16 protein-coding genes are annotated in these 17,761 nt (G+C 71.7%); 8 read left to right on the top strand and 8 right to left on the bottom strand.

Features of this window, described 5'->3' with window-relative positions; translation table 11 throughout:
- Position 1: 1 nt before the first annotated feature.
- From OG349_RS27520 to OG349_RS27530, 3 genes are read left to right on the top strand one after another with little or no spacing between them, the layout of a single operon-like run.
- Positions 2-520 (top strand): PH domain-containing protein, encoded by a 519-nt coding sequence (locus OG349_RS27520; protein WP_327237146.1) that lies wholly within the window; start codon positions 2-4, stop codon positions 518-520.
- On the top strand, positions 517-2,118 hold the full coding sequence (locus OG349_RS27525) for a PH domain-containing protein (protein WP_327237147.1): 1,602 nt from the start codon (positions 517-519) through the stop codon (positions 2,116-2,118). Before OG349_RS27520 ends, OG349_RS27525 begins: the two co-directional genes overlap by 4 nt.
- 31 nt (positions 2,119-2,149) lie before the next feature.
- Positions 2,150-2,989 carry a poly-gamma-glutamate hydrolase family protein gene (locus OG349_RS27530; RefSeq protein WP_327237148.1) on the top strand — a complete coding sequence of 280 codons (840 nt, stop codon included), beginning with the start codon at positions 2,150-2,152 and terminating at the stop codon, positions 2,987-2,989.
- A gap of 79 nt (positions 2,990-3,068) precedes the next feature.
- On the opposite strand, the gene pgl is transcribed toward OG349_RS27530, so the two are convergent.
- Genes pgl through tkt form a run of 5 tightly spaced genes read right to left on the bottom strand, consistent with a single transcriptional unit; the run spans position 3,069 to position 9,618 of the window.
- Entirely contained in the window at positions 3,069-3,851 is a 783-nt protein-coding gene (pgl, locus tag OG349_RS27535) for a 6-phosphogluconolactonase (RefSeq protein ID WP_327237149.1), read from the bottom strand.
- Complete coding sequence (opcA, locus tag OG349_RS27540; RefSeq protein WP_327237150.1) at positions 3,848-4,855, bottom strand: glucose-6-phosphate dehydrogenase assembly protein OpcA; 1,008 nt, start codon at positions 4,853-4,855, stop codon at positions 3,848-3,850. The genes pgl and opcA overlap by 4 nt, the downstream gene beginning before the upstream one ends.
- Positions 4,852-6,384 carry a glucose-6-phosphate dehydrogenase gene (gene zwf / locus OG349_RS27545; protein WP_161308958.1) on the bottom strand — a complete coding sequence of 511 codons (1,533 nt, stop codon included), beginning with the start codon at positions 6,382-6,384 and terminating at the stop codon, positions 4,852-4,854. Before zwf ends, opcA begins: the two co-directional genes overlap by 4 nt.
- 5 nt (positions 6,385-6,389) lie before the next feature.
- On the bottom strand, positions 6,390-7,508 hold the full coding sequence (gene tal / locus OG349_RS27550; RefSeq protein ID WP_327237151.1) for a transaldolase: 1,119 nt from the start codon (positions 7,506-7,508) through the stop codon (positions 6,390-6,392).
- A gap of 34 nt (positions 7,509-7,542) precedes the next feature.
- Positions 7,543-9,618, bottom strand: a complete 2,076-nt coding sequence (gene tkt, locus OG349_RS27555) for a transketolase (protein ID WP_327237152.1) — start codon at positions 9,616-9,618, stop codon at positions 7,543-7,545.
- Between the two features lie 295 nt (positions 9,619-9,913).
- Between tkt and OG349_RS27560 the strand changes: the two genes are divergently transcribed.
- From OG349_RS27560 to OG349_RS27570, 3 genes are all read left to right on the top strand, one after another.
- The gene (locus OG349_RS27560) at positions 9,914-10,861 is read left to right on the top strand and encodes a heme o synthase (RefSeq protein ID WP_327237153.1); all 948 of its coding nucleotides are present in this window, start codon (positions 9,914-9,916) and stop codon (positions 10,859-10,861) included.
- A gap of 81 nt (positions 10,862-10,942) precedes the next feature.
- A complete protein-coding gene (locus OG349_RS27565) occupies positions 10,943-11,308 on the top strand; it encodes a hypothetical protein (RefSeq protein ID WP_327237154.1) in 366 nt (121 codons plus the stop codon).
- Positions 11,309-11,384: 76 nt separating this feature from the next.
- Positions 11,385-12,512: an amidohydrolase gene (locus OG349_RS27570; RefSeq protein WP_327237155.1), complete on the top strand. Its 1,128-nt coding sequence runs from the start codon at positions 11,385-11,387 to the stop codon at positions 12,510-12,512.
- Here OG349_RS27570 and OG349_RS27575 read toward each other — a convergent pair.
- From OG349_RS27575 to OG349_RS27585, 3 genes are all read right to left on the bottom strand, one after another.
- Positions 12,489-13,460 (bottom strand): COX15/CtaA family protein, encoded by a 972-nt coding sequence (locus OG349_RS27575; protein WP_327237156.1) that lies wholly within the window; start codon positions 13,458-13,460, stop codon positions 12,489-12,491. The genes OG349_RS27570 and OG349_RS27575 overlap by 24 nt on opposite strands.
- Positions 13,461-13,550: 90 nt before the next feature.
- Complete coding sequence (locus OG349_RS27580) at positions 13,551-14,354, bottom strand: ABC transporter permease (protein ID WP_327237157.1); 804 nt, start codon at positions 14,352-14,354, stop codon at positions 13,551-13,553.
- A complete protein-coding gene (locus tag OG349_RS27585; protein ID WP_327237158.1) occupies positions 14,351-15,286 on the bottom strand; it encodes an ABC transporter ATP-binding protein in 936 nt (311 codons plus the stop codon). Before OG349_RS27585 ends, OG349_RS27580 begins: the two co-directional genes overlap by 4 nt.
- 178 nt (positions 15,287-15,464) lie before the next feature.
- On the opposite strand from OG349_RS27585, the gene OG349_RS27590 reads away from it, so the two are divergent.
- The gene (locus OG349_RS27590) at positions 15,465-16,265 is read left to right on the top strand and encodes a helix-turn-helix transcriptional regulator (RefSeq protein ID WP_327237159.1); all 801 of its coding nucleotides are present in this window, start codon (positions 15,465-15,467) and stop codon (positions 16,263-16,265) included.
- Positions 16,262-17,683, top strand: a complete 1,422-nt coding sequence (gene sufB / locus OG349_RS27595; RefSeq protein ID WP_161310759.1) for a Fe-S cluster assembly protein SufB — start codon at positions 16,262-16,264, stop codon at positions 17,681-17,683. The genes OG349_RS27590 and sufB overlap by 4 nt, the downstream gene beginning before the upstream one ends.
- Positions 17,684-17,761: the final 78 nt, after the last annotated feature.

The following is a 17,761-nucleotide window of genomic DNA, read 5'->3' on the forward strand; positions in this document are numbered from 1 at the left end:
GATGAGCGCACCCGGGATAGGCGGGCCGCAGGTGGTACGGCACCTGCGGCCGCCCCGCGACACGCTCGACCCCCGCGTCGTCGCCTGGTGGCGCACGCGCGTGTTGCTGCTCACCGTCGTCCCCGTCGTGCCGCTCGCCGTGCTGGGGGCGCTCATCGCCCCCGCGCGGACCTGGCTGCTCACGGCCGCCGCCGCCCTCGCGGTGCTCGGTCTCCTCGGTGCGGTGTTCCTGCCCGTGTGGTGGTTCCGGGTGCACCGCTGGGAGGTGACCGACGAGGCGGTCTACGTCCGCACGGGCTTCTTCCGGCAGGAGTGGCGGATCGCGCCGATGTCCCGGATCCAGACCGTGGACACCGTGCGCGGCCCGCTGGAGCAGCTGTTCCGGCTCTCCACGGTCATCGTCACGACCGCGTCCGCCAAGGGCGCCGTACACCTCGCGGGGCTGGACCACCGGCTGGCCGCGGACCTGGCCGAGCGTCTGACACGGATCACCGGGGCCACGCCCGGCGACGCCACATGAGCGAGACGGAGGCGGCGGCAGCCGGTCCCGGCGAGGACCCCGCCGCTGCCGGTGCGGTCACCGCCGGGGAAGCCGTCAGCGGCACGGAACGGGCCGCCCCGGCAGAGGGCCCCGAGGGGTGGCGGCGGCTGGACCGGCGCAGCCTCCTCGTCACCGCGACCGTCCTCGCGGGCATCGCCCTCGGTGCCGGGGTGCCGACCGCTGTCGGGATGACGGGCGGCATGCCCCTGGGCGAAGCACTGGCCTGGGTCCTCGCCGGCACCGGAGCCCTGACCGCGTGCGGCACCGGCGGCGAGTACGTCCGCTGGCGCCGTACCCGCTACCGCATCGGCCCCGAGCGGGCCGAACTCCACACCGGCCTCTTCCTGGTCAAACGCCGGTCCCTGGCCCGCGAACGCATACGCGGCGTCGACCTCACCGCCAGCCTCCTGCTGCGGTCCTTCGGCCTCGTCAAGGTCAGGATCGGCACCGGCGAGCACACCGGCAACGAATCCACCCTGGAGCTCGACGCGGTCCGCAGGGCCGAGGGGGAGCGGCTCCGCAGGGAACTGCTCGACCGGACCCCCGGGGAGCCCGGACCGCACCGCGAGGGCACGCTGGCGGTCCTCGACCCCGGCTGGATCAGATACGCCCCGGTCTCCTTCCTCGCGCCCCTGCTCGGCGGCACGGCCGCCGGCGGTCTCCTCCAGGTCAGCGACTGGTTCGGCGCCCAGACCCAGGTGATCGACTGGGTGGCGGACCGCCTGCGGGACACCCCGCTGCTCTGGTCGGCCGCCGCGCTGGTCGCGGCGGCGGGGCTGGCCGGCATCGTGGGCACCCTCGGCCTGTGGGTCGAGATGTGGTGGAACTACCGGCTGGAAAGGGAGCCCGGCGGCACCCTGCGCGTCCGCAGAGGGCTGCTCACCTCCCGGTCCGTCTCCATCGAGGAACGGCGGCTGCGCGGCGTCGAGCTGGTCGAACCGATCGGCGTACGGCTCGTCGGCGCGGCCCGGCTGGACGCCGTCGCCACCGGCCTCGTCCACGACGACGAGGACAAACACGCCGACCACAAGACCCTCCTGCCCGCCGCGCCCACCTCCTTCGTCCACGCACTGGCGGCACAGGTCCTCCGGGAGCCCGCGTCCCCCACGCACACGGCCCGGCTGATCCCCCACCCGAGGGCGGCCCGCTCCCGCAGACTGCGCCGCGCCCTGGCGGCGGTCCTGCTGCCGGCCACGCTCCTCGCGGTCCTCGGCCTCCTCCTGACGAAGGTGCTGCTGTACGTGGCGGCGGCGGCCACGGCCGTCCTGCTCCCCCTGGCCGTCCTCCTGGCCCTGGACGCGGCCCGCAACCTGGGCCACGCCACCACCGGCGCCTACCTGGTGGCCCGCTCGGGAACACTCCGCCGCACGACGGTTGCCCTCCAGCGGGGCGGTGTGATCGGCTGGACGATCAGCCAGTCGTACTTCCAGCGCAGGGCCGGCCTGATCACCCTGACGGCGACCACAGCCGCCGGAGAAGGCGCGTACTCCCTCAAGGACGCGTCACAGGCCGAAGCCCTCCCCTTCGCGGCCCACGCCGTCCCCGGCCTGCTGGAACCGTTCCTGGAATCCGAGTGACGTACGGTCCGCGGGACGCGAACATGACCGTATGACAGCAACCAGCCGCCGTACGGTACTTGCCGCTCTCGCCACCGCCGCCGTGAGCGGGTCCGTGACGGCCGGGCAGGCGCGGGCCGTCGTGGCGGTGGAGGACCACTACGCCTCCTCCACCGACCTCTACACCCGGCTCGCGGGAAGGGAAGGGACCGACTTCGCCCGCCGTTACCGGCGCCACGAGCGGGTCGACAGCAGCCTCGGCTCGGTGTTCCCGTACGGCCGCACCGTCGTGATGGCGCCGCACGGGGGCGGGATCGAGACCGGGACCTCGGAGTTGTGCCTCGCGATCGCCGGATACCACCCCGCCACCCTCGCCCCCCTGCCGGGCGGGGGCGCGCTCCACGACTACTGGATGTTCGAGGGGCTGCTCGACGCCGGCAACGGGGATCTGCACATCACCTCGTCCCACATCGACGACCGCGTCGCCCTGTCCCTGGCGGCCGGCAGCCTCAACGTGGTGTCCCTGCACGGCTGTAGGCCCGACCAGGCCGGCGCGCCCGTCTCCCGGCCCGAGGCCGTGGTCGTGGGCGGGCGCAACGCCACGTTCAAGCAGTACCTGCACGACGAGCTGCGGGCGGCCGGGTTCCAGACGATCGACGGGTCGGCCGTACCGGACCTCGCCGGGGTGGACCCGGAGAACCTGTGCAACCGCACCCTGCTGGGCAAGGGCGGACAGCTGGAACTCACCACCGACCTGCGGAGGAGCATGTTCGGCACCTTCACCCGGGCCGGGCGGGCGGGCTCCACCAACGAGATCTTCGACGCCTTCACCGCCGCCGTCCGCACCGCCGTCACGCGGCTGGAGGCGGGCGCGGACCAGGTCATCCTCTGACGCGGCGCAGTGGCGACGCAGAAGGCCCGGTCCGCCTCGCGGCGCAACCGGGCCTTCGCGTCGGGGTGGTGACAGGACGTCAGGCCACCGACGGGGGATACAGGTCCCTCGGCAGCTTCGACGCCGCGTCCGCGTCCAGGAGCCACAGCGTGCGGCTCCTGCCGTACGCGCCCGCCGCCGGGGCCTGGATCTCGCCCGCGCCCGACAGGGCGATCTCCGCCGCCCCCGCCTTGTCCCCGCCCGCCGCCAGCAGCCACACCTCGTGCGCCGCGCGGATCGCGGGCAGGGTGAGGGAGATGCGCAGCGGCGGAGGCTTGGGAGCGCCGTGCACGGCGACGACCGTGCGCTCCGTCTCCCGTACCCCGGGCAGCTCGGGGAAGAGCGACGCCACGTGCGTGTCGGGGCCCACCCCCAGCATCAGGACATCGAAGGACGGTACCTGGGCGTGGTCCTCCGGGCGGGAGGCCGCGGCCAGTTCGGTCGCGTACGCGGCGGCCGCCGCCTCCACGTCGTTGCCGTACGGGCCGTCCGACGCCGGCATCGCGTGCACCCGGGCGGGGTCCAGCGGAACCGAGTCGAGCAGCGCCTCACGGGCCTGGGTGATGTTGCGCTCCGGGTCGCCCTCCGGCAGGAAGCGCTCGTCGCCCCACCACAGGTCGAGACGCGACCAGTCGACCGCGTCCCGCGCGGGCGCCGCCGACAGCGCGGCCAGCAGGCCGTTGCCGTTGCGCCCGCCCGTGAGCACCACCGAGGCAGAGCCGCGGGAGGCCTGGGCGTCCACGATCCTCGTGATCAGCCGGGCCGCCGTGGCCTGCGCCATCAGCTCCTTGTCCCGGTGGACGACCAGGTGCGGGGCGCTCACTTCGAGGCCGCCTTCTTCGCCGCGGCCCGTTTCGCGGGGGCGGCCGGTGCCTCCGGGGTGGGGACCGCCTGCCCCGACGCGTCCCCGAGCTTCTCCACGCCGTACCGCAGGGCCGACGCGTAGATCTCGTCCGGGTCGAGCCGGCGCAGCTCCTCCGCGATCAGCTCCGACGTGTCACGCCGGTTGAGCGCCACCGCCCGGTCCGGCTGGCCGTCGATGGACAGCGTCGCGAGCGTGCCGTCCAGGCGCGTGAGCGTGATCGGCCCGCAGTCGGTCTCCATCCTGACGGACGTCAGGCCGGGACCGGCCGAGACCGTGCGCTTGACCGGTACGTGCAGCCGGTCGGCGAGCCACATGCCGAGCAGCTCACCGCTCGCGTTCAGCTCCTCGCCCTCCACCTCGACCCCGGTGACCGCGCACTCGACCTGGTCCAGGGCCGCCGCGAGCATGGAGCGCCACGGGGTGATCCTGGCCCACGCGAGGTCCGTGTCGCCGGGGGTGTAGACGGCGGCGCGGGACTTGAGCTCCTCGATCGGGTGCTCCGCCGCGTACGTGTCCGTCACCCGGCGCTGGGCCAGGGTGCCCAGCGGGTCCTTCGCCGGGTTGAGGGGCGCGTTGACCGCCCACCACACGACGACGGGCGCGTCCGGCAGCAGCAGCGGCAGGACCACCGACTGGGCGTGGTCGATGACCTCGCCGTACAGCCGCAGGACGACCGTCTCGCCGGTGCCGGCGTCGACGCCCACCCGCACCTCGGCGTCCAGGCGCGGCTTGGCGCGGTCGCGCGCCGAGCGCGAGACCCGCTTGATGATGACGAGCTTGCGCGAGGGGTGCTCACGGGACGCGTCGTTGGCGGCCTTGAGCGCGTCGTACGCGTTCTCCTCGTCGGTGACGAGGACCAGCGTCAGGACCATGCCGACGGCGGGGGTGCCGATCGCCCTGCGCCCCTGCACCAGCGCCTTGTTGATCTTGCTGGACGTGGTGTCCGTAAGGTCGATCTTCATGGCCGACGCCAGCTCCGTCCGTGTCGTGCGAGCATTTCGTCCGCCTCGACCGGACCCCAGGTCCCGGACTCGTACTGCGCGGGCTTGCCGTGCGCGTCCCAGTACTGCTCGATCGGGTCGAGGATCTTCCAGGACAGCTCGACCTCCTCCGTGCGCGGGAAGAGGTTCGAGTCGCCGAGCAGCACATCGAGGATGAGCCGCTCGTACGCCTCGGGGCTGGACTCCGTGAAGGACTCGCCGTACGCGAAGTCCATCGAGACGTCCCGCACCTCCATCGCCGTGCCGGGCACCTTCGAGCCGAAGCGCATGGTCACGCCCTCGTCCGGCTGGACGCGGATGACCAGGGCGTTCTGCCCCAGCTCTTCCGTGGCCGTGTGGTCGAAGGGGGAGTGCGGGGCCCGCTGGAACACCACCGCGATCTCGGTGACCCGGCGGCCGAGGCGCTTGCCGGTACGGAGGTAGAAGGGGACGCCCGCCCAGCGGCGGTTGTCGATCTCCACCTTCACGGCGGCGTAGGTGTCGGTCTTCGACTTGGGGTCGATGCCGTCTTCCTGGAGGTAGCCGACGGCCTTCTCGCCGCCCTGCCACCCGGACGCGTACTGCCCGCGCACCGTGTCCGCGCCGAGGTCGGCCGGCAGCCGTACGGCGCCGAGGACCTTGGTCTTCTCCGCCGCCAGCGCGTCCGCGTCGAAGGAGGCGGGCTCCTCCATCGCGGTCAGCGCGAGCAGCTGGAGCAGGTGGTTCTGGATGACGTCCCGGGCCGCGCCGATGCCGTCGTAGTACCCGGCCCGGCCGCCGATCCCGATGTCCTCGGCCATCGTGATCTGGACGTGGTCGACGTACGACCGGTTCCAGATCGGCTCGAACAGGGTGTTGGCGAAGCGGAGCGCCAGGATGTTCTGGACGGTCTCCTTGCCGAGGTAGTGGTCGATCCGGAAGACCTCGTTGGACGGGAAGACCTCGTGCACGACCTTGTTGAGGGCCTGCGCGGACTTGAGGTCGTGCCCGAACGGCTTCTCGATGACCGCGCGGCGCCAGGAGCCCTTCTTCTGGTCGGCCAGCCCGTGCTTCTTGAGCTGCTGGACGACCTGCGGGAAGAACTTCGGCGGTACGGAGAGGTAGAAGGCGAAGTTGCCGCCCGTCCCCTGCTTCTTGTCGAGGTCGTCGATCGTCGCCTTGAGGTTCTCGAACGCCTCGTCGTCGTCGAAGTTGCCCTGGACGAAGCGCATCCCCTGGACGAGCTGCTGCCAGACCTCCTCGCGGAACGGCGTGCGCGCGTGTTCCTTGACGGCGTCGTGGACCTCCTGCGCGAAGTCCTCGTCCTGCCATTCGCGGCGCGCGAAGCCGACGAGCGAGAAGCCCGGCGGCAGCAGCCCGCGGTTGGCGAGGTCATAGATGGCGGGCATCAGCTTTTTGCGGGACAAATCGCCCGTGACGCCAAAGATGACCAGGCCCGACGGCCCCGCGATGAGCGGGAGCCGTCGGTCCGCGGCGTCACGGAGCGGATTCGCTCCGTGGGTTGCGGTCAAGGAGATCAGCCCTCCGAAGGGGCGAGGCGCTTGAGCTCGGCCTCGGTCGACTTGAGCAGGTCGGTCCAGGCGCTCTCGAACTTCTCGACGCCCTCGTCCTCCAGCAGCTGGACGACCTCGTCGTACGAGATCCCCAGCTTCTCGACGGCATCGAGGTCCGCGCGTGCCTGGTCGTACGTGCCGCGCACCGTGTCACCGGTGATCTGCCCGCTGTCCGCGGTGGCGTCCAGCGTGGCCTCCGGCATGGTGTTCACCGTGTTCGGCGCGACCAGCTCGTCGACGTACAGGGTCGGCTTGTACGCCGGGTCCTTGACGCCCGTCGAGGCCCACAGCGGACGCTGCTTGTTGGCCTGCGCGCGGTCCAGGGCCGCCCAGCGGTCGGAGGAGAAGACCTCCTCGTACGCCTCGTAGGCCAGCCGGGCGTTGGCGAGGGCGGCCTTGCCGCGCGCCGCCTTCGCCTCGTCCGTGCCGAGCGCGTCGAGCCGCTTGTCGATCTCGGTGTCCACGCGGGACACGAAGAAGGACGCCACCGAGTGGATCTTCGAGAGGTCCAGGCCCGAGGCCTTCGCCTTCTCCAGACCCGACAGGTAGGCGTCCATGACCTTGCGGTAGCGCTCCAGCGAGAAGATCAGCGTGACGTTGACGCTGATGCCCCGGCCGATGGTCTCGGTGATCGCCGGCAGGCCGGCCTCGGTCGCCGGGATCTTGATGAGCGTGTTCGGCCGGTCCACCAGCCACGCCAGCTGCTTGGCCTCGGCGGTGGTCGCGGTCGTGTTGTGGGCCAGGCGCGGGTCCACCTCGATGGAGACCCGGCCGTCCTGGCCGTCCGTCCGGTCGAAGACCGGGCGCAGGATGTCGGCGGCGTCGCGGACGTCCGCCGTCGTGATCATGCGGATGGCCTCTTCGACCGTGACCTTGCGGGCGGCCAGCTCGGTCAGCTGGGTGTCGTACCCGTCGCCCTCCGAGATCGCCTTCTGGAAGATCGACGGGTTGGTGGTGACACCCACCACGTGCTGCTGGTCGATGAGTTCGGCGAGATTGCCGGACGTGATGCGCTTGCGCGACAGGTCGTCGAGCCAGATCGCGACGCCTTCGTCGGAGAGGCGCTTGAGTGCGTCTGTCATGAGAAATACATCTCCTACGGTTCGTATAACGGCGTCAGCGCGCGGAGGCTTCCAGTGATTCCCGGGCAGCGGTGGCGACCGCCTCGGCGGTGAAGCCGAACTCGCGGAACAGCACCTTCGCGTCCGCGGATGCCCCGAAATGCTCCAGCGACACGATGCGCCCCGCGTCGCCCACAAAACGGTGCCAGGTGAGCCCGATCCCGGCCTCGACCGCCACGCGCGCCTTCACGGACGGCGGCAGTACGGCGTCCCGGTAGGCCTGGTCCTGCTCGTCGAACCACTCCACCGACGGCATCGACACGACCCGCGTGGGGATGCCGTCCGCCTGGAGCAGCTCACGGGCCTCGACAGCCAGCTGGAGCTCGGAGCCCGTACCGATCAGCACGACCCGCGCGGGGCCGCCCTCGGCCTCGAAGCGGACGTAACCGCCCTTGGCCGCATCGGCGTCGGCCTCGTACGTCGGCACACCCTGGCGTGTCAGCGCCAGACCGTGCGGCGCGCGCTTGGGGTGCCGCTTGAGGATCTCCGCCCACGCGATCGCCGTCTCGTTGGCGTCGGCGGGACGGACGATGTTGAGACCCGGGATGGCCCGCAGGACGGACAGGTGCTCGACCGGCTGGTGCGTCGGGCCGTCCTCGCCCAGGCCGATCGAGTCGTGCGTCCATACATAGGTGACCGGCACGCGCATCAGCGCGGCGAGCCGGACGGCCGGCCGCATGTAGTCGGAGAACACCAGGAAGGTGCCGCCGTAGATACGGGTGTTGCCGTGCAGCGCGATGCCGTTCATCGTCGCGCCCATGGAGTGCTCGCGGATGCCGTAGTGCACCGTGCGGCCGTACGGGTCCGCCTCCGGCAGGGGGTTGCCCTCCGGGAGGAACGACGACGTCTTGTCGATGGTGGTGTTGTTCGAGCCCGCGAGGTCGGCCGAGCCGCCCCACAGCTCGGGGACGACCTCCCCGAGGGCCTGGAGCACCTTGCCCGAAGCGGCGCGCGTGGCAAGGGACTTGCCGGTCTCGAAGACCGGCAGTACTTCCTCCCAGCCGGTGGGCAGCTCGCCGGCGCGGACCCGGTCGAACGTCGCGGCGCGCTCGGGGTTGGCCGTACGCCACGCGGCGAACAGCTTGTCCCACTCGGCGCGCGTCTCGCGGCCGCGGTCGAGGGCCTCGCGCGTGTGCGCGAGCACCTCGTCGTCGACGACGAAGGACTTCTCCGGGTCGAAGCCGAGCACGCGCTTCGTGGCCGCGACCTCGTCGCCGCCCAGTGCCGAGCCGTGCGCGGCCTCGGTGTTCTGCGCGTTCGGGGCGGGCCAGGCGATGATCGAACGGGCCGCGATGAACGACGGGCGCCCGGTCTCGGCCTGCGCCGCCCTCAGCGCCTCGTACAGGCCTCGCGGGTCCAGGTCGCCGTTCGGCAGCTGGTCGACGCGCTGCACGTGCCAGCCGTACGCCTCGTACCGCTTGAGGGTGTCCTCGGAGACGGCCGTCTCCGTGTCGCCCTCGATGGAGATGTGGTTGTCGTCCCACAGCACGACGAGATTGCCCAGCTTCTGGTGGCCGGCCAGCGAGGACGCCTCCGCGGAGACACCCTCCTGGAGGCAGCCGTCGCCGACGATCACCCAGATGGTGTGGTCGAACGGGGAGGTGCCGGCCGCCGCCTCCGGGTCGTACAGTCCGCGCTCGTAGCGGGCGGCCATCGCCATGCCCACCGCGTTCGCCACGCCCTGTCCGAGCGGGCCCGTCGTGGTCTCGACGCCGACGGTGTGGCCGTACTCCGGGTGGCCGGGGGTCCTCGAACCCCAGGTCCGGAAGGCCTCCAGGTCGGCCAGGTCCAGGCCGTACCCGGCGAGGAAGAGCTGGATGTAGAGGGTCAGGGAGGTGTGCCCCGGCGAGAGGACGAACCGGTCACGACCGGTCCACTGGGCGTCGGCCGGGTCGTGCCGCATGAGTTTCTGGAACAAGAGATAGGCAGCGGGCGCCAGGCTCATGGCCGTACCGGGATGGCCGTTGCCGACCTTCTGTACGGAATCCATGGCGAGGACGCGGGCGGTGTCGACTGCCCGACGGTCCAGATCGGTCCACTCGACGTCTGTGGTGGTCGGCTTGGTGCTCACCCTGAGTCAGGGCTCCTCTCCAGCTGTCGAATCCCGGTGCTCTGAGGGCGCACCGGTTCGCTGCCGAGCCTACCCTCGCGACAAACACCCATCTTTTCGAGTGCCTTTCCAGAGTGCGACGCGTGCGGACACTTCGCCTCCCGGCGCGGCGAAAGGGGGCGGCGGAGCGCCCCCAACACGACCCCACCCCCGCGAAGAACGGCATCTGGGCAACGTCTAGAGTGACGTGGTACGCGCAAGCCTTTACCGGGTCTTCACGCCCGGAGCTTGCTGGGTTTCTCTGTCAGGGGTGTACGTGACAGCCGTCGAGTCCCGACCCGCAGGGGTCGTCCAGACTCCGATCCCGGGGGGCCGCCGGCCGCTCAGAGCCCGCGTCCTGGCGTTCGTGGCGCTGACGAAGCCGAGGATCATCGAGCTGCTGCTCATCACCACGGTCCCGGTGATGTTCCTGGCCACCCAAGGGGTGCCGGATCTCTGGCTCGTGGTCACCACGTGTGTCGGCGGATATCTCTCCGCGGGCGGTGCCAACGCGCTGAACATGTACATCGACCGGGACATCGACGCGCTGATGGACCGTACGTCGCAGCGTCCCCTGGTCACCGGCATGGTCTCGCCGCGCGAGTGCCTGGCCTTCGGCTTCACGCTGGCCGTCGTCTCGACGCTGTGGTTCGGGCTGCTGGTCAACTGGCTGTCGGCGGCGCTCTCGCTGGGCGCGCTGCTCTTCTACGTCGTCGTCTACACGATGATCCTCAAACGCCGTACCTCGCAGAACATCGTCTGGGGCGGCATCGCGGGCTGCATGCCGGTGCTGATCGGCTGGTCGGCGGTGACCGACTCGGTCTCCTGGGCCGCGGTCATCCTCTTCCTCGTCATCTTCTTCTGGACGCCTCCGCACTACTGGCCGCTGTCCATGAAGGTGAAGGACGACTACGCGCGCGTGGGCGTCCCGATGCTCCCGGTCGTCGCGTCCAACCGGGTGGTGGCCCGCCAGATCGTCGCCTACAGCTGGGTGATGGTCGCCGTCTCGCTGCTGCTGACGCCGCTGGGCTACACCGGCTGGTTCTACACGTCGGTGGCGCTGGTGTCCGGCGGCTACTGGCTCTGGGAGGCCCACGGCCTCCAGTCGCGGGCGAAGTCCGGGGTGACGGGCGCGAAGCTCAAGGAGATGCGGCTGTTCCACTGGTCGATCACCTATGTTTCCCTCTTGTTCGTCGCCGTGGCGGTCGACCCCTTCCTGCGGTAGGCCGATCCCGCGGTAGGCCGGTCCCGCGGTAGGCCGGTCCTGCGGTAGCCCGATTCGTTACCCATCGGTAGCATCGGGGCCATGGCAGAGACAGACGACGACACGGCAGACACCGGAGCAGAGACCGGACGGGGCGGCGCCCGCGACGAGCGGCGCGCCGCGCGCCTGGCCAAGCACATCGGCGCGTTCGCCAGGAAGCACGGCGGCGCCGAGGGCCGGCTCGCGTACCTCGGACAGGCGGGCACCCGCATCGTGCTCGTCGGCGGGGACGGCGGCTGGGGCGACCTCGTCGCCCCCTCGCACGGCGTCGCGCTGAGCGCCGCCCAGAAGGCCGGACTCACCCTGCACGAATCCTTCGACGGCGAGTTCGCCGCGAAGGTGCGCACCGGACGGTACGAGTGGTCCCGCATGGCGGGCATCCAGGTCGGCGGACGCGCGAACAGCTGAGCCGGGCCCGGGGCCGCGACCGGATCGCCCCTCACCCGTTAGGACGGTAGGAGTACGGTCCACGACGGGAACCCCGATGATCGAAACACTGTCCCTCGTGGACCAGTACTGCCACGGCGTCCTCCGCACGGAGCTGGGCCTCGGCACCTTCGAGGCCCAGCTCGGCGGCCGGGTGGGACCCGCCGCCCCGGGCACCACCTTCTTCGACACCCAGGCCGGTTTCGCCGTACGGCGCTGGTGCCCGCCGCTCCTCGACCTCGAACCGCACTGCCCGCCCGCGCACTACCTCGCGCGCCGCCGGGAGCTGGGCGTCCTGGAGTCCGGCAGACGGCTGCTGCGCTCCACCGGGGTCACCACCTACCTGGTGGACACCGGCCTGCCCGGCGGCGATCTGACAGGACCGGGGGAGATCGCCGCCGCCGGGGCCGCCGACGCCCGGGAGATCGTCCGGCTGGAACCCCTCGCCGAGCGGGTCGCCGACACCTCCTGCGGGGTCGCCGACCTCCTGACCCGGCTCGACCGGGCCGTCCACGACGCCGCCGCCACGGCGGTCGCCTTCACGTCCGTGGCGGGGGTACGGCACGGGCTCGCCCTGGCCCCCGAGCCGCCCGGGCACGCCGAGGTCCGGGCGGCGGCGGGCCGCTGGCTCGCGGTACGGGACCCCGGGGGACCGCTGGACGACCCGGTGCTGCTGCGGCACCTGCTCTGGCTCGCCCTCGGCTCCGGGCTGCCGCTCCAACTGCACACCGGCGCGCGCGACGCCCGCGCCCCGGCGGGCGGCGCCGACCCGGCGCTGGTCACCGCCTTCGCGAGCGCCACGGCCGGGCTCGGCACCGCGCTGGTGCTCCTGGGCGCCTACCCGTACCACCGGCACGCGGCGCAGCTGACCGGCGTCTTCCCGCATGTGTACGCCGACCTCGGCCCGGCCCTCGCGCACACGGGCGCCCGGGCGGCGGCCGTACTGGCGGAGATCCTGGAACTGGCGCCGTTCGGGAAGCTGTTGTTCTCCAGCGGGGCGCGGGCCCTGCCCGAACTGCACGTCGTGGGCGCCCGGGTGTTCCGGGAGGCGCTGGTCCGGGTCCTGGGCGGCTGGGTCGCCGACGGGGCGTGGTCGCTCACCGACGCGCAGCGGGTCGCCGGGATGATCGCGGCGGGCAACGCCCGCCGGCTCTACGGTCTGTCAGACGGCCGCGGACAGCCGTGAGTCGGGCTGCGCGGGGATCTCCGCGGTGGTCACCGGCCGTTCGCGCAGGCTCATCGCGACCCGGACGACCCCGACCCACACCAGGCACGACCCGAGCATGTGGACGCCGACCAGCACGGCGGGCACGTCCGTGAAGTACTGCACATAGCCGATGCCGCCCTGCGCGAGCAGCACCAGCAGCAGGTTGCGGGCGATCACCCGGGTGTCCGCCGGGGCGTCCACCACGCGCAGCACCAGCCACAGGGCGACGGCGAGCGCGCAGACGACCCAGGCGGCGGCGGTGTGGACATGGGCGGTGGTCGTCCAGTCGAACGGCATCCGCGGTACGTCGCTGCTGTCGCCCGCGTGCGGCCCGGAACCGGTCACGACCGTGCCCGCCACGACCAGGACGACCGTGGAGGCGGTGAGTGCCCAGGACAGCTTCCGTACCGGGCCGGGGACGCGCGGGCGGGGCGTGCCGTCACCCTCGCGGGTCCGCAGCCAGGTCACCGTGGTGACGGTCAGGAGCGTCATGGCCAGCAGCAGATGCCCGGCCACCGTCCACGGGTTGAGGCCCGCGAGGACGGTGACCCCGCCGAGGACGGCGTTGCCCATCACGATCCAGAACTGCGACCAGGCGAGGCGGGAGAGCCCGCGCCGCCGGGGCTTGGCGGAGCGCGCCGCGATGATCGCCCAGCCGACGGCCGCGCACAGGACGTACGTCAGCATGCGGTTGCTGAACTCGATCGCGCCGTGGATTCCCTGCTCGGGGGTGGCGACGAGGCTGTTGTCGGTGCACTTGGGCCAGGTGTCGCAGCCGAGCCCGGAACCGGTCAGCCGTACCGCGCCTCCGGTGACGACGATCACCACGCTCATCAACACGGCGCCGAGGGCGGCGCGCTGGAGCGTACGGGGCGAAGGCGTCCAGCGCCGGGCGATGTAGGCGAGGGGGGTCAACACGCCAACCATCGTAGGCGGGAGCTTGTGCGGGTTTTCACGAGGGGGGTACGGCCCAGGCGGGCGCGGGGCGGACGGCCAGGCCCGCGCCGGCCGGGACGCTCACTCCCAGCGGAAGAACGTGCCCGCCGCGCCCAGCCCGGCCGCCGCCCACACCGCCAGGATCCCGAGGTCCCCCCACGGGGTCGTGGCGCCGTGCTGGAGCACGTCCCGCAGGCCGTCCGAGAGGGCCGAGATCGGCAGCAGCCCGAGCACCGTCTGCGCCCCGTCCGGGAACCTGTCCAGCGGCACGATCACCCCGCCGCCCACCAGCAGCAGCAGGAAGACCAGGTTCGCCGCCGCCAGCGTCGCCTCCGCCCTGAGCGTGCCCGCCATCAGCAGGCCGAGGCCCGAGAAGGCCGCCGTGCCGAGCACGAGCAGCAGCAGGACCACCAGCGGGCTGCCGTGCGGCGACCACCCCAGCGCGAACGCGATCACCGTCAGCAGGACGACCTGGAGCACCTCGGTGACCAGGACGGACAGCGTCTTGGCGGTCATCAGGGCCCAGCGCGGCAGCGGTGACGCGGCGAGGCGCTTGAGCACTCCGTACCGCCGCTCGAAGCCCGTCGCGATGGCCTGGCCGGTGAACGCCGTCGACATCACGGCCAGCGCCAGGACGCCGGGCGCCAGGAAGTCCACGGCCTCGCCCGCGCCGGTGTCCACGACGTCGACCGTCGAGAACAGCACCAGGAGGAGCGAGGGGATGATCACGGTCAGCAGCAGCTGCTCGCCGTTGCGCAGCAGCAGCTTCGTCTCGAACGCCGTCTGCGCGGCGATCATGCGTCCCAGCGGGGCCGCGCCGGGCGCCGGGGCGTAGGTGGACCCGCCCGCGCGCAGGCCGGTCCCCGGGCTCGTACCGGTGCTCATGGACGCAGCTCCTTGCCGGTCAGTTCGAGGAAGACGTCCTCCAGCGTGTGCCGCTCCACGGCGATCCCCGACGCCATCACGCCGTGCTGCGCGCACCAGGAGGTGACCGTGGCGAGCAGCTGCGGGTCGATCGTGCCGCCGATGCGGTACGCGCCCGGCGTCAGCTCGGCGGCCGCCGTGCCGTCGGGCAGGGCCTTGAGCAGCGAGCCGAGGTCGAGCCCCGGGCGGCCGGTGAAGCGCAGGGTGTTCTCGGCGCCGCCCCGGCACAGGTCCTCGGGGCTGCCCTGGGCGATCACCCGGCCCGCGTCGACGATCACGACGTCGTCGGCGAGCTGTTCGGCCTCGTCCATGAAGTGGGTGGTGAGCACGACCCCGACCCCGTCGGCGCGCAGCTCGCGGACCAGGTCCCAGGTGGAGCGGCGGGCCTGCGGGTCGAGCCCGGCGGTCGGTTCGTCCAGGAAGACCAGCTCGGGGCGGCCCACGACGGCCAGGGCCACGGCGAGGCGCTGCTGCTGGCCGCCGGACAGGCGCCGGTAGGCCGTACGGCCGCAGTCGCCGAGGCCCAGGCGCTCGATGAGCGCGTCCACATCCAGCGGGTGGGCGTGCAGCCGGGCCATGTGGCGGAGCATCTCCTCCGCCCGCGCGCCCGAGTAGACGCCGCCGGACTGGAGCATCACGCCGATGCGGGGGCGTAGCCGCGCCGCGTCGGCGACAGGGTCGAGCCCGAGGACCCGTACCGTCCCGGCGTCCGGCCGCCGGTAGCCCTCGCAGATCTCGACGGTGGTGGTCTTGCCGGCTCCGTTGGGGCCGAGGACCGCGGTGACCGTACCGGCCCCGATCCGCAGGTCCAGGCCGTCGACCGCGGTCTTTCCGCCGTACCGTTTGATCAGGCCCCGGATCTCGACCACGGGTTCACCGGCGACGCTGTGCATGTCGGGGAGTCTAGGCAGCCCCGGACGGCCCTGGGTGCCCGGGGCCGAAATGCGACCGCCGGAACCGCCCGGACCGGCCGAAAAGCCCTTTCTTAGGTAACCCTAAGTGATCAATTCCACCGCGCCCGGTTCTGGACAGTAGTTGTCAGTGCCGAGGGAATTACGCAACAATGGCGTTGTGAAATACCTGGGCGAGGCTCCGCAGGAGGAACTCGCGACCGGCGAGCGCTCCACGCGCAACCGCGTCGCGCGCTCCATCCTGGACCACGGCCCGTCCACGGTCTCCGATCTGGCGGGGCGGCTGGGGCTCACCCAGGCGGCGGTCCGCCGTCATCTCGACGCCCTCGCCGCCGACTCCGTCGTGGAGGCGCGTGACCAGCGGGTCTACGGCTCGCGCGGTCGCGGCAGGCCCGCCAAGGTGTTCGCCCTGACCGACTGCGGCCGGGACGCCTTCGACCAGTCGTACGACAAACTCGCCGCCGAGGCGCTGGGCTGGATCTCCACCGCGGCCGGCGGCGGGGAGCGGGGCGAGGCGGCCGTCGCCGCGTTCGCCCGCGCCCGGATCGCCGCACAGGCCGAGGCCGGGCGGTACGCCGACGTGGTCGAGGCAGCAGGGCCCGGCGGACGTACGGAGGCGCTGGCCAAGGCCCTGAGCGCCGACGGGTACGCTGCCACGGCGCGCGGCGCGGCGAACCAGCAGGGCGAGCAGCTCTGCCAGCACCACTGCCCGGTCGCGCACGTCGCGGAGCAGTACCCCCAGCTGTGCGAGGCGGAGACGGAATTTTTCTCCCAGCTGCTCGGTACGCATGTACAGCGGCTGGCCACGATCGCCCACGGCGACGGGGTCTGCACGACGTTCATCCCCCGAGCCACCGCGTCCCCGCAGACCGGTGGAGCGCCGACCGGTGCACCGCAGGCCGCGTCCCCCGAGACAACCGATCAAGCATCCGAAAGCAAAGCCGGGAGGAACCCCGCATGACGCTCCCCACGGAGACCGCCCACCCCGAACTCGATGGCCTGGGCACGTACGAATTCGGCTGGGCCGACTCGGACGCCGCCGGCGCCGCCGCGAAGCGCGGTCTGTCCGAGGCTGTCGTGCGCGACATCTCCCAGAAGAAGAACGAGCCGGAGTGGATGCTCAAGCTCCGGCTCAAGGGCCTCAAGCTCTTCGGCAAGAAGCCGATGCCGAGCTGGGGTTCCGACCTCTCCGGCATCCACTTCGACAACATCAAGTACTTCGTGCGGTCCACGGAGAAGCAGGCGGAGTCCTGGGAGGACCTGCCCGAGGACATCAAGAACACGTACGACAAGCTCGGCATCCCCGAGGCGGAGAAGCAGCGCCTCGTCGCCGGTGTCGCCGCGCAGTACGAGTCGGAGGTCGTCTACCACCAGATCCGTGAGGACCTGGAGGAGAAGGGTGTCATCTTCAAGGACACCGACACCGCGCTCAGGGAGAACCCGGAGCTGTTCCAGGAGTACTTCGGGACGGTCATCCCGGTCGGCGACAACAAGTTCGCGTCGCTGAACTCGGCCGTGTGGTCCGGCGGATCGTTCATCTACGTCCCGAAGGGCGTGCACGTCGACATCCCGCTCCAGGCCTACTTCCGTATCAACACGGAGAACATGGGCCAGTTCGAGCGGACGCTGATCATCGTCGACGAGGACGCGTACGTCCACTACGTCGAGGGCTGTACGGCCCCGATCTACTCCTCGGACTCGCTGCACAGCGCCGTGGTCGAGATCATCGTCAAGAAGGGCGGCCGCTGCCGCTACACGACCATCCAGAACTGGTCGAACAACGTCTACAACCTCGTCACCAAGCGCGCCGTGGCGTACGAGGGCGCGACCATGGAGTGGGTCGACGGCAACATCGGCTCCAAGGTCACCATGAAGTACCCGGCCGTGTACCTGATGGGCGAGCACGCCAAGGGCGAGACCCTGTCCATCGCCTTCGCGGGCGAGGGCCAGCACCAGGACGCCGGCGCCAAGATGGTCCACATGGCCCCCAACACCTCGTCGAACATCGTCTCCAAGTCGGTGGCGCGCGGCGGCGGCCGTACGTCCTACCGCGGTCTCATCGAGATCGGCGAGGGCGCCCACGGCTCCAAGTCCAACGTGCTGTGCGACGCGCTGCTGGTCGACACCATCTCGCGCTCCGACACGTACCCGTACGTGGACGTCCGCGAGGACGACGTGTCCATGGGCCACGAGGCGACCGTCTCCAAGGTCTCCGAGGACCAGCTCTTCTACCTGATGAGCCGCGGCCTCTCCGAGTTCGAGGCGATGGCGATGATCGTGCGCGGATTCGTCGAGCCCATCGCCAAGGAACTGCCGATGGAGTACGCGCTGGAACTCAACCGGCTGATCGAGCTCCAGATGGAGGGCTCCGTCGGCTGACGGACCCGCCACCAGGCCGGGCGGCGATCCGCCCGGCCCCCTCGTTCCCCCGTCCCAGAGGCAGAGAGTGAGCACCAC

This window comes from Streptomyces sp. NBC_01317 (assembly GCF_035961655.1).
Classification (GTDB): Bacteria; Actinomycetota; Actinomycetes; order Streptomycetales; family Streptomycetaceae; genus Streptomyces.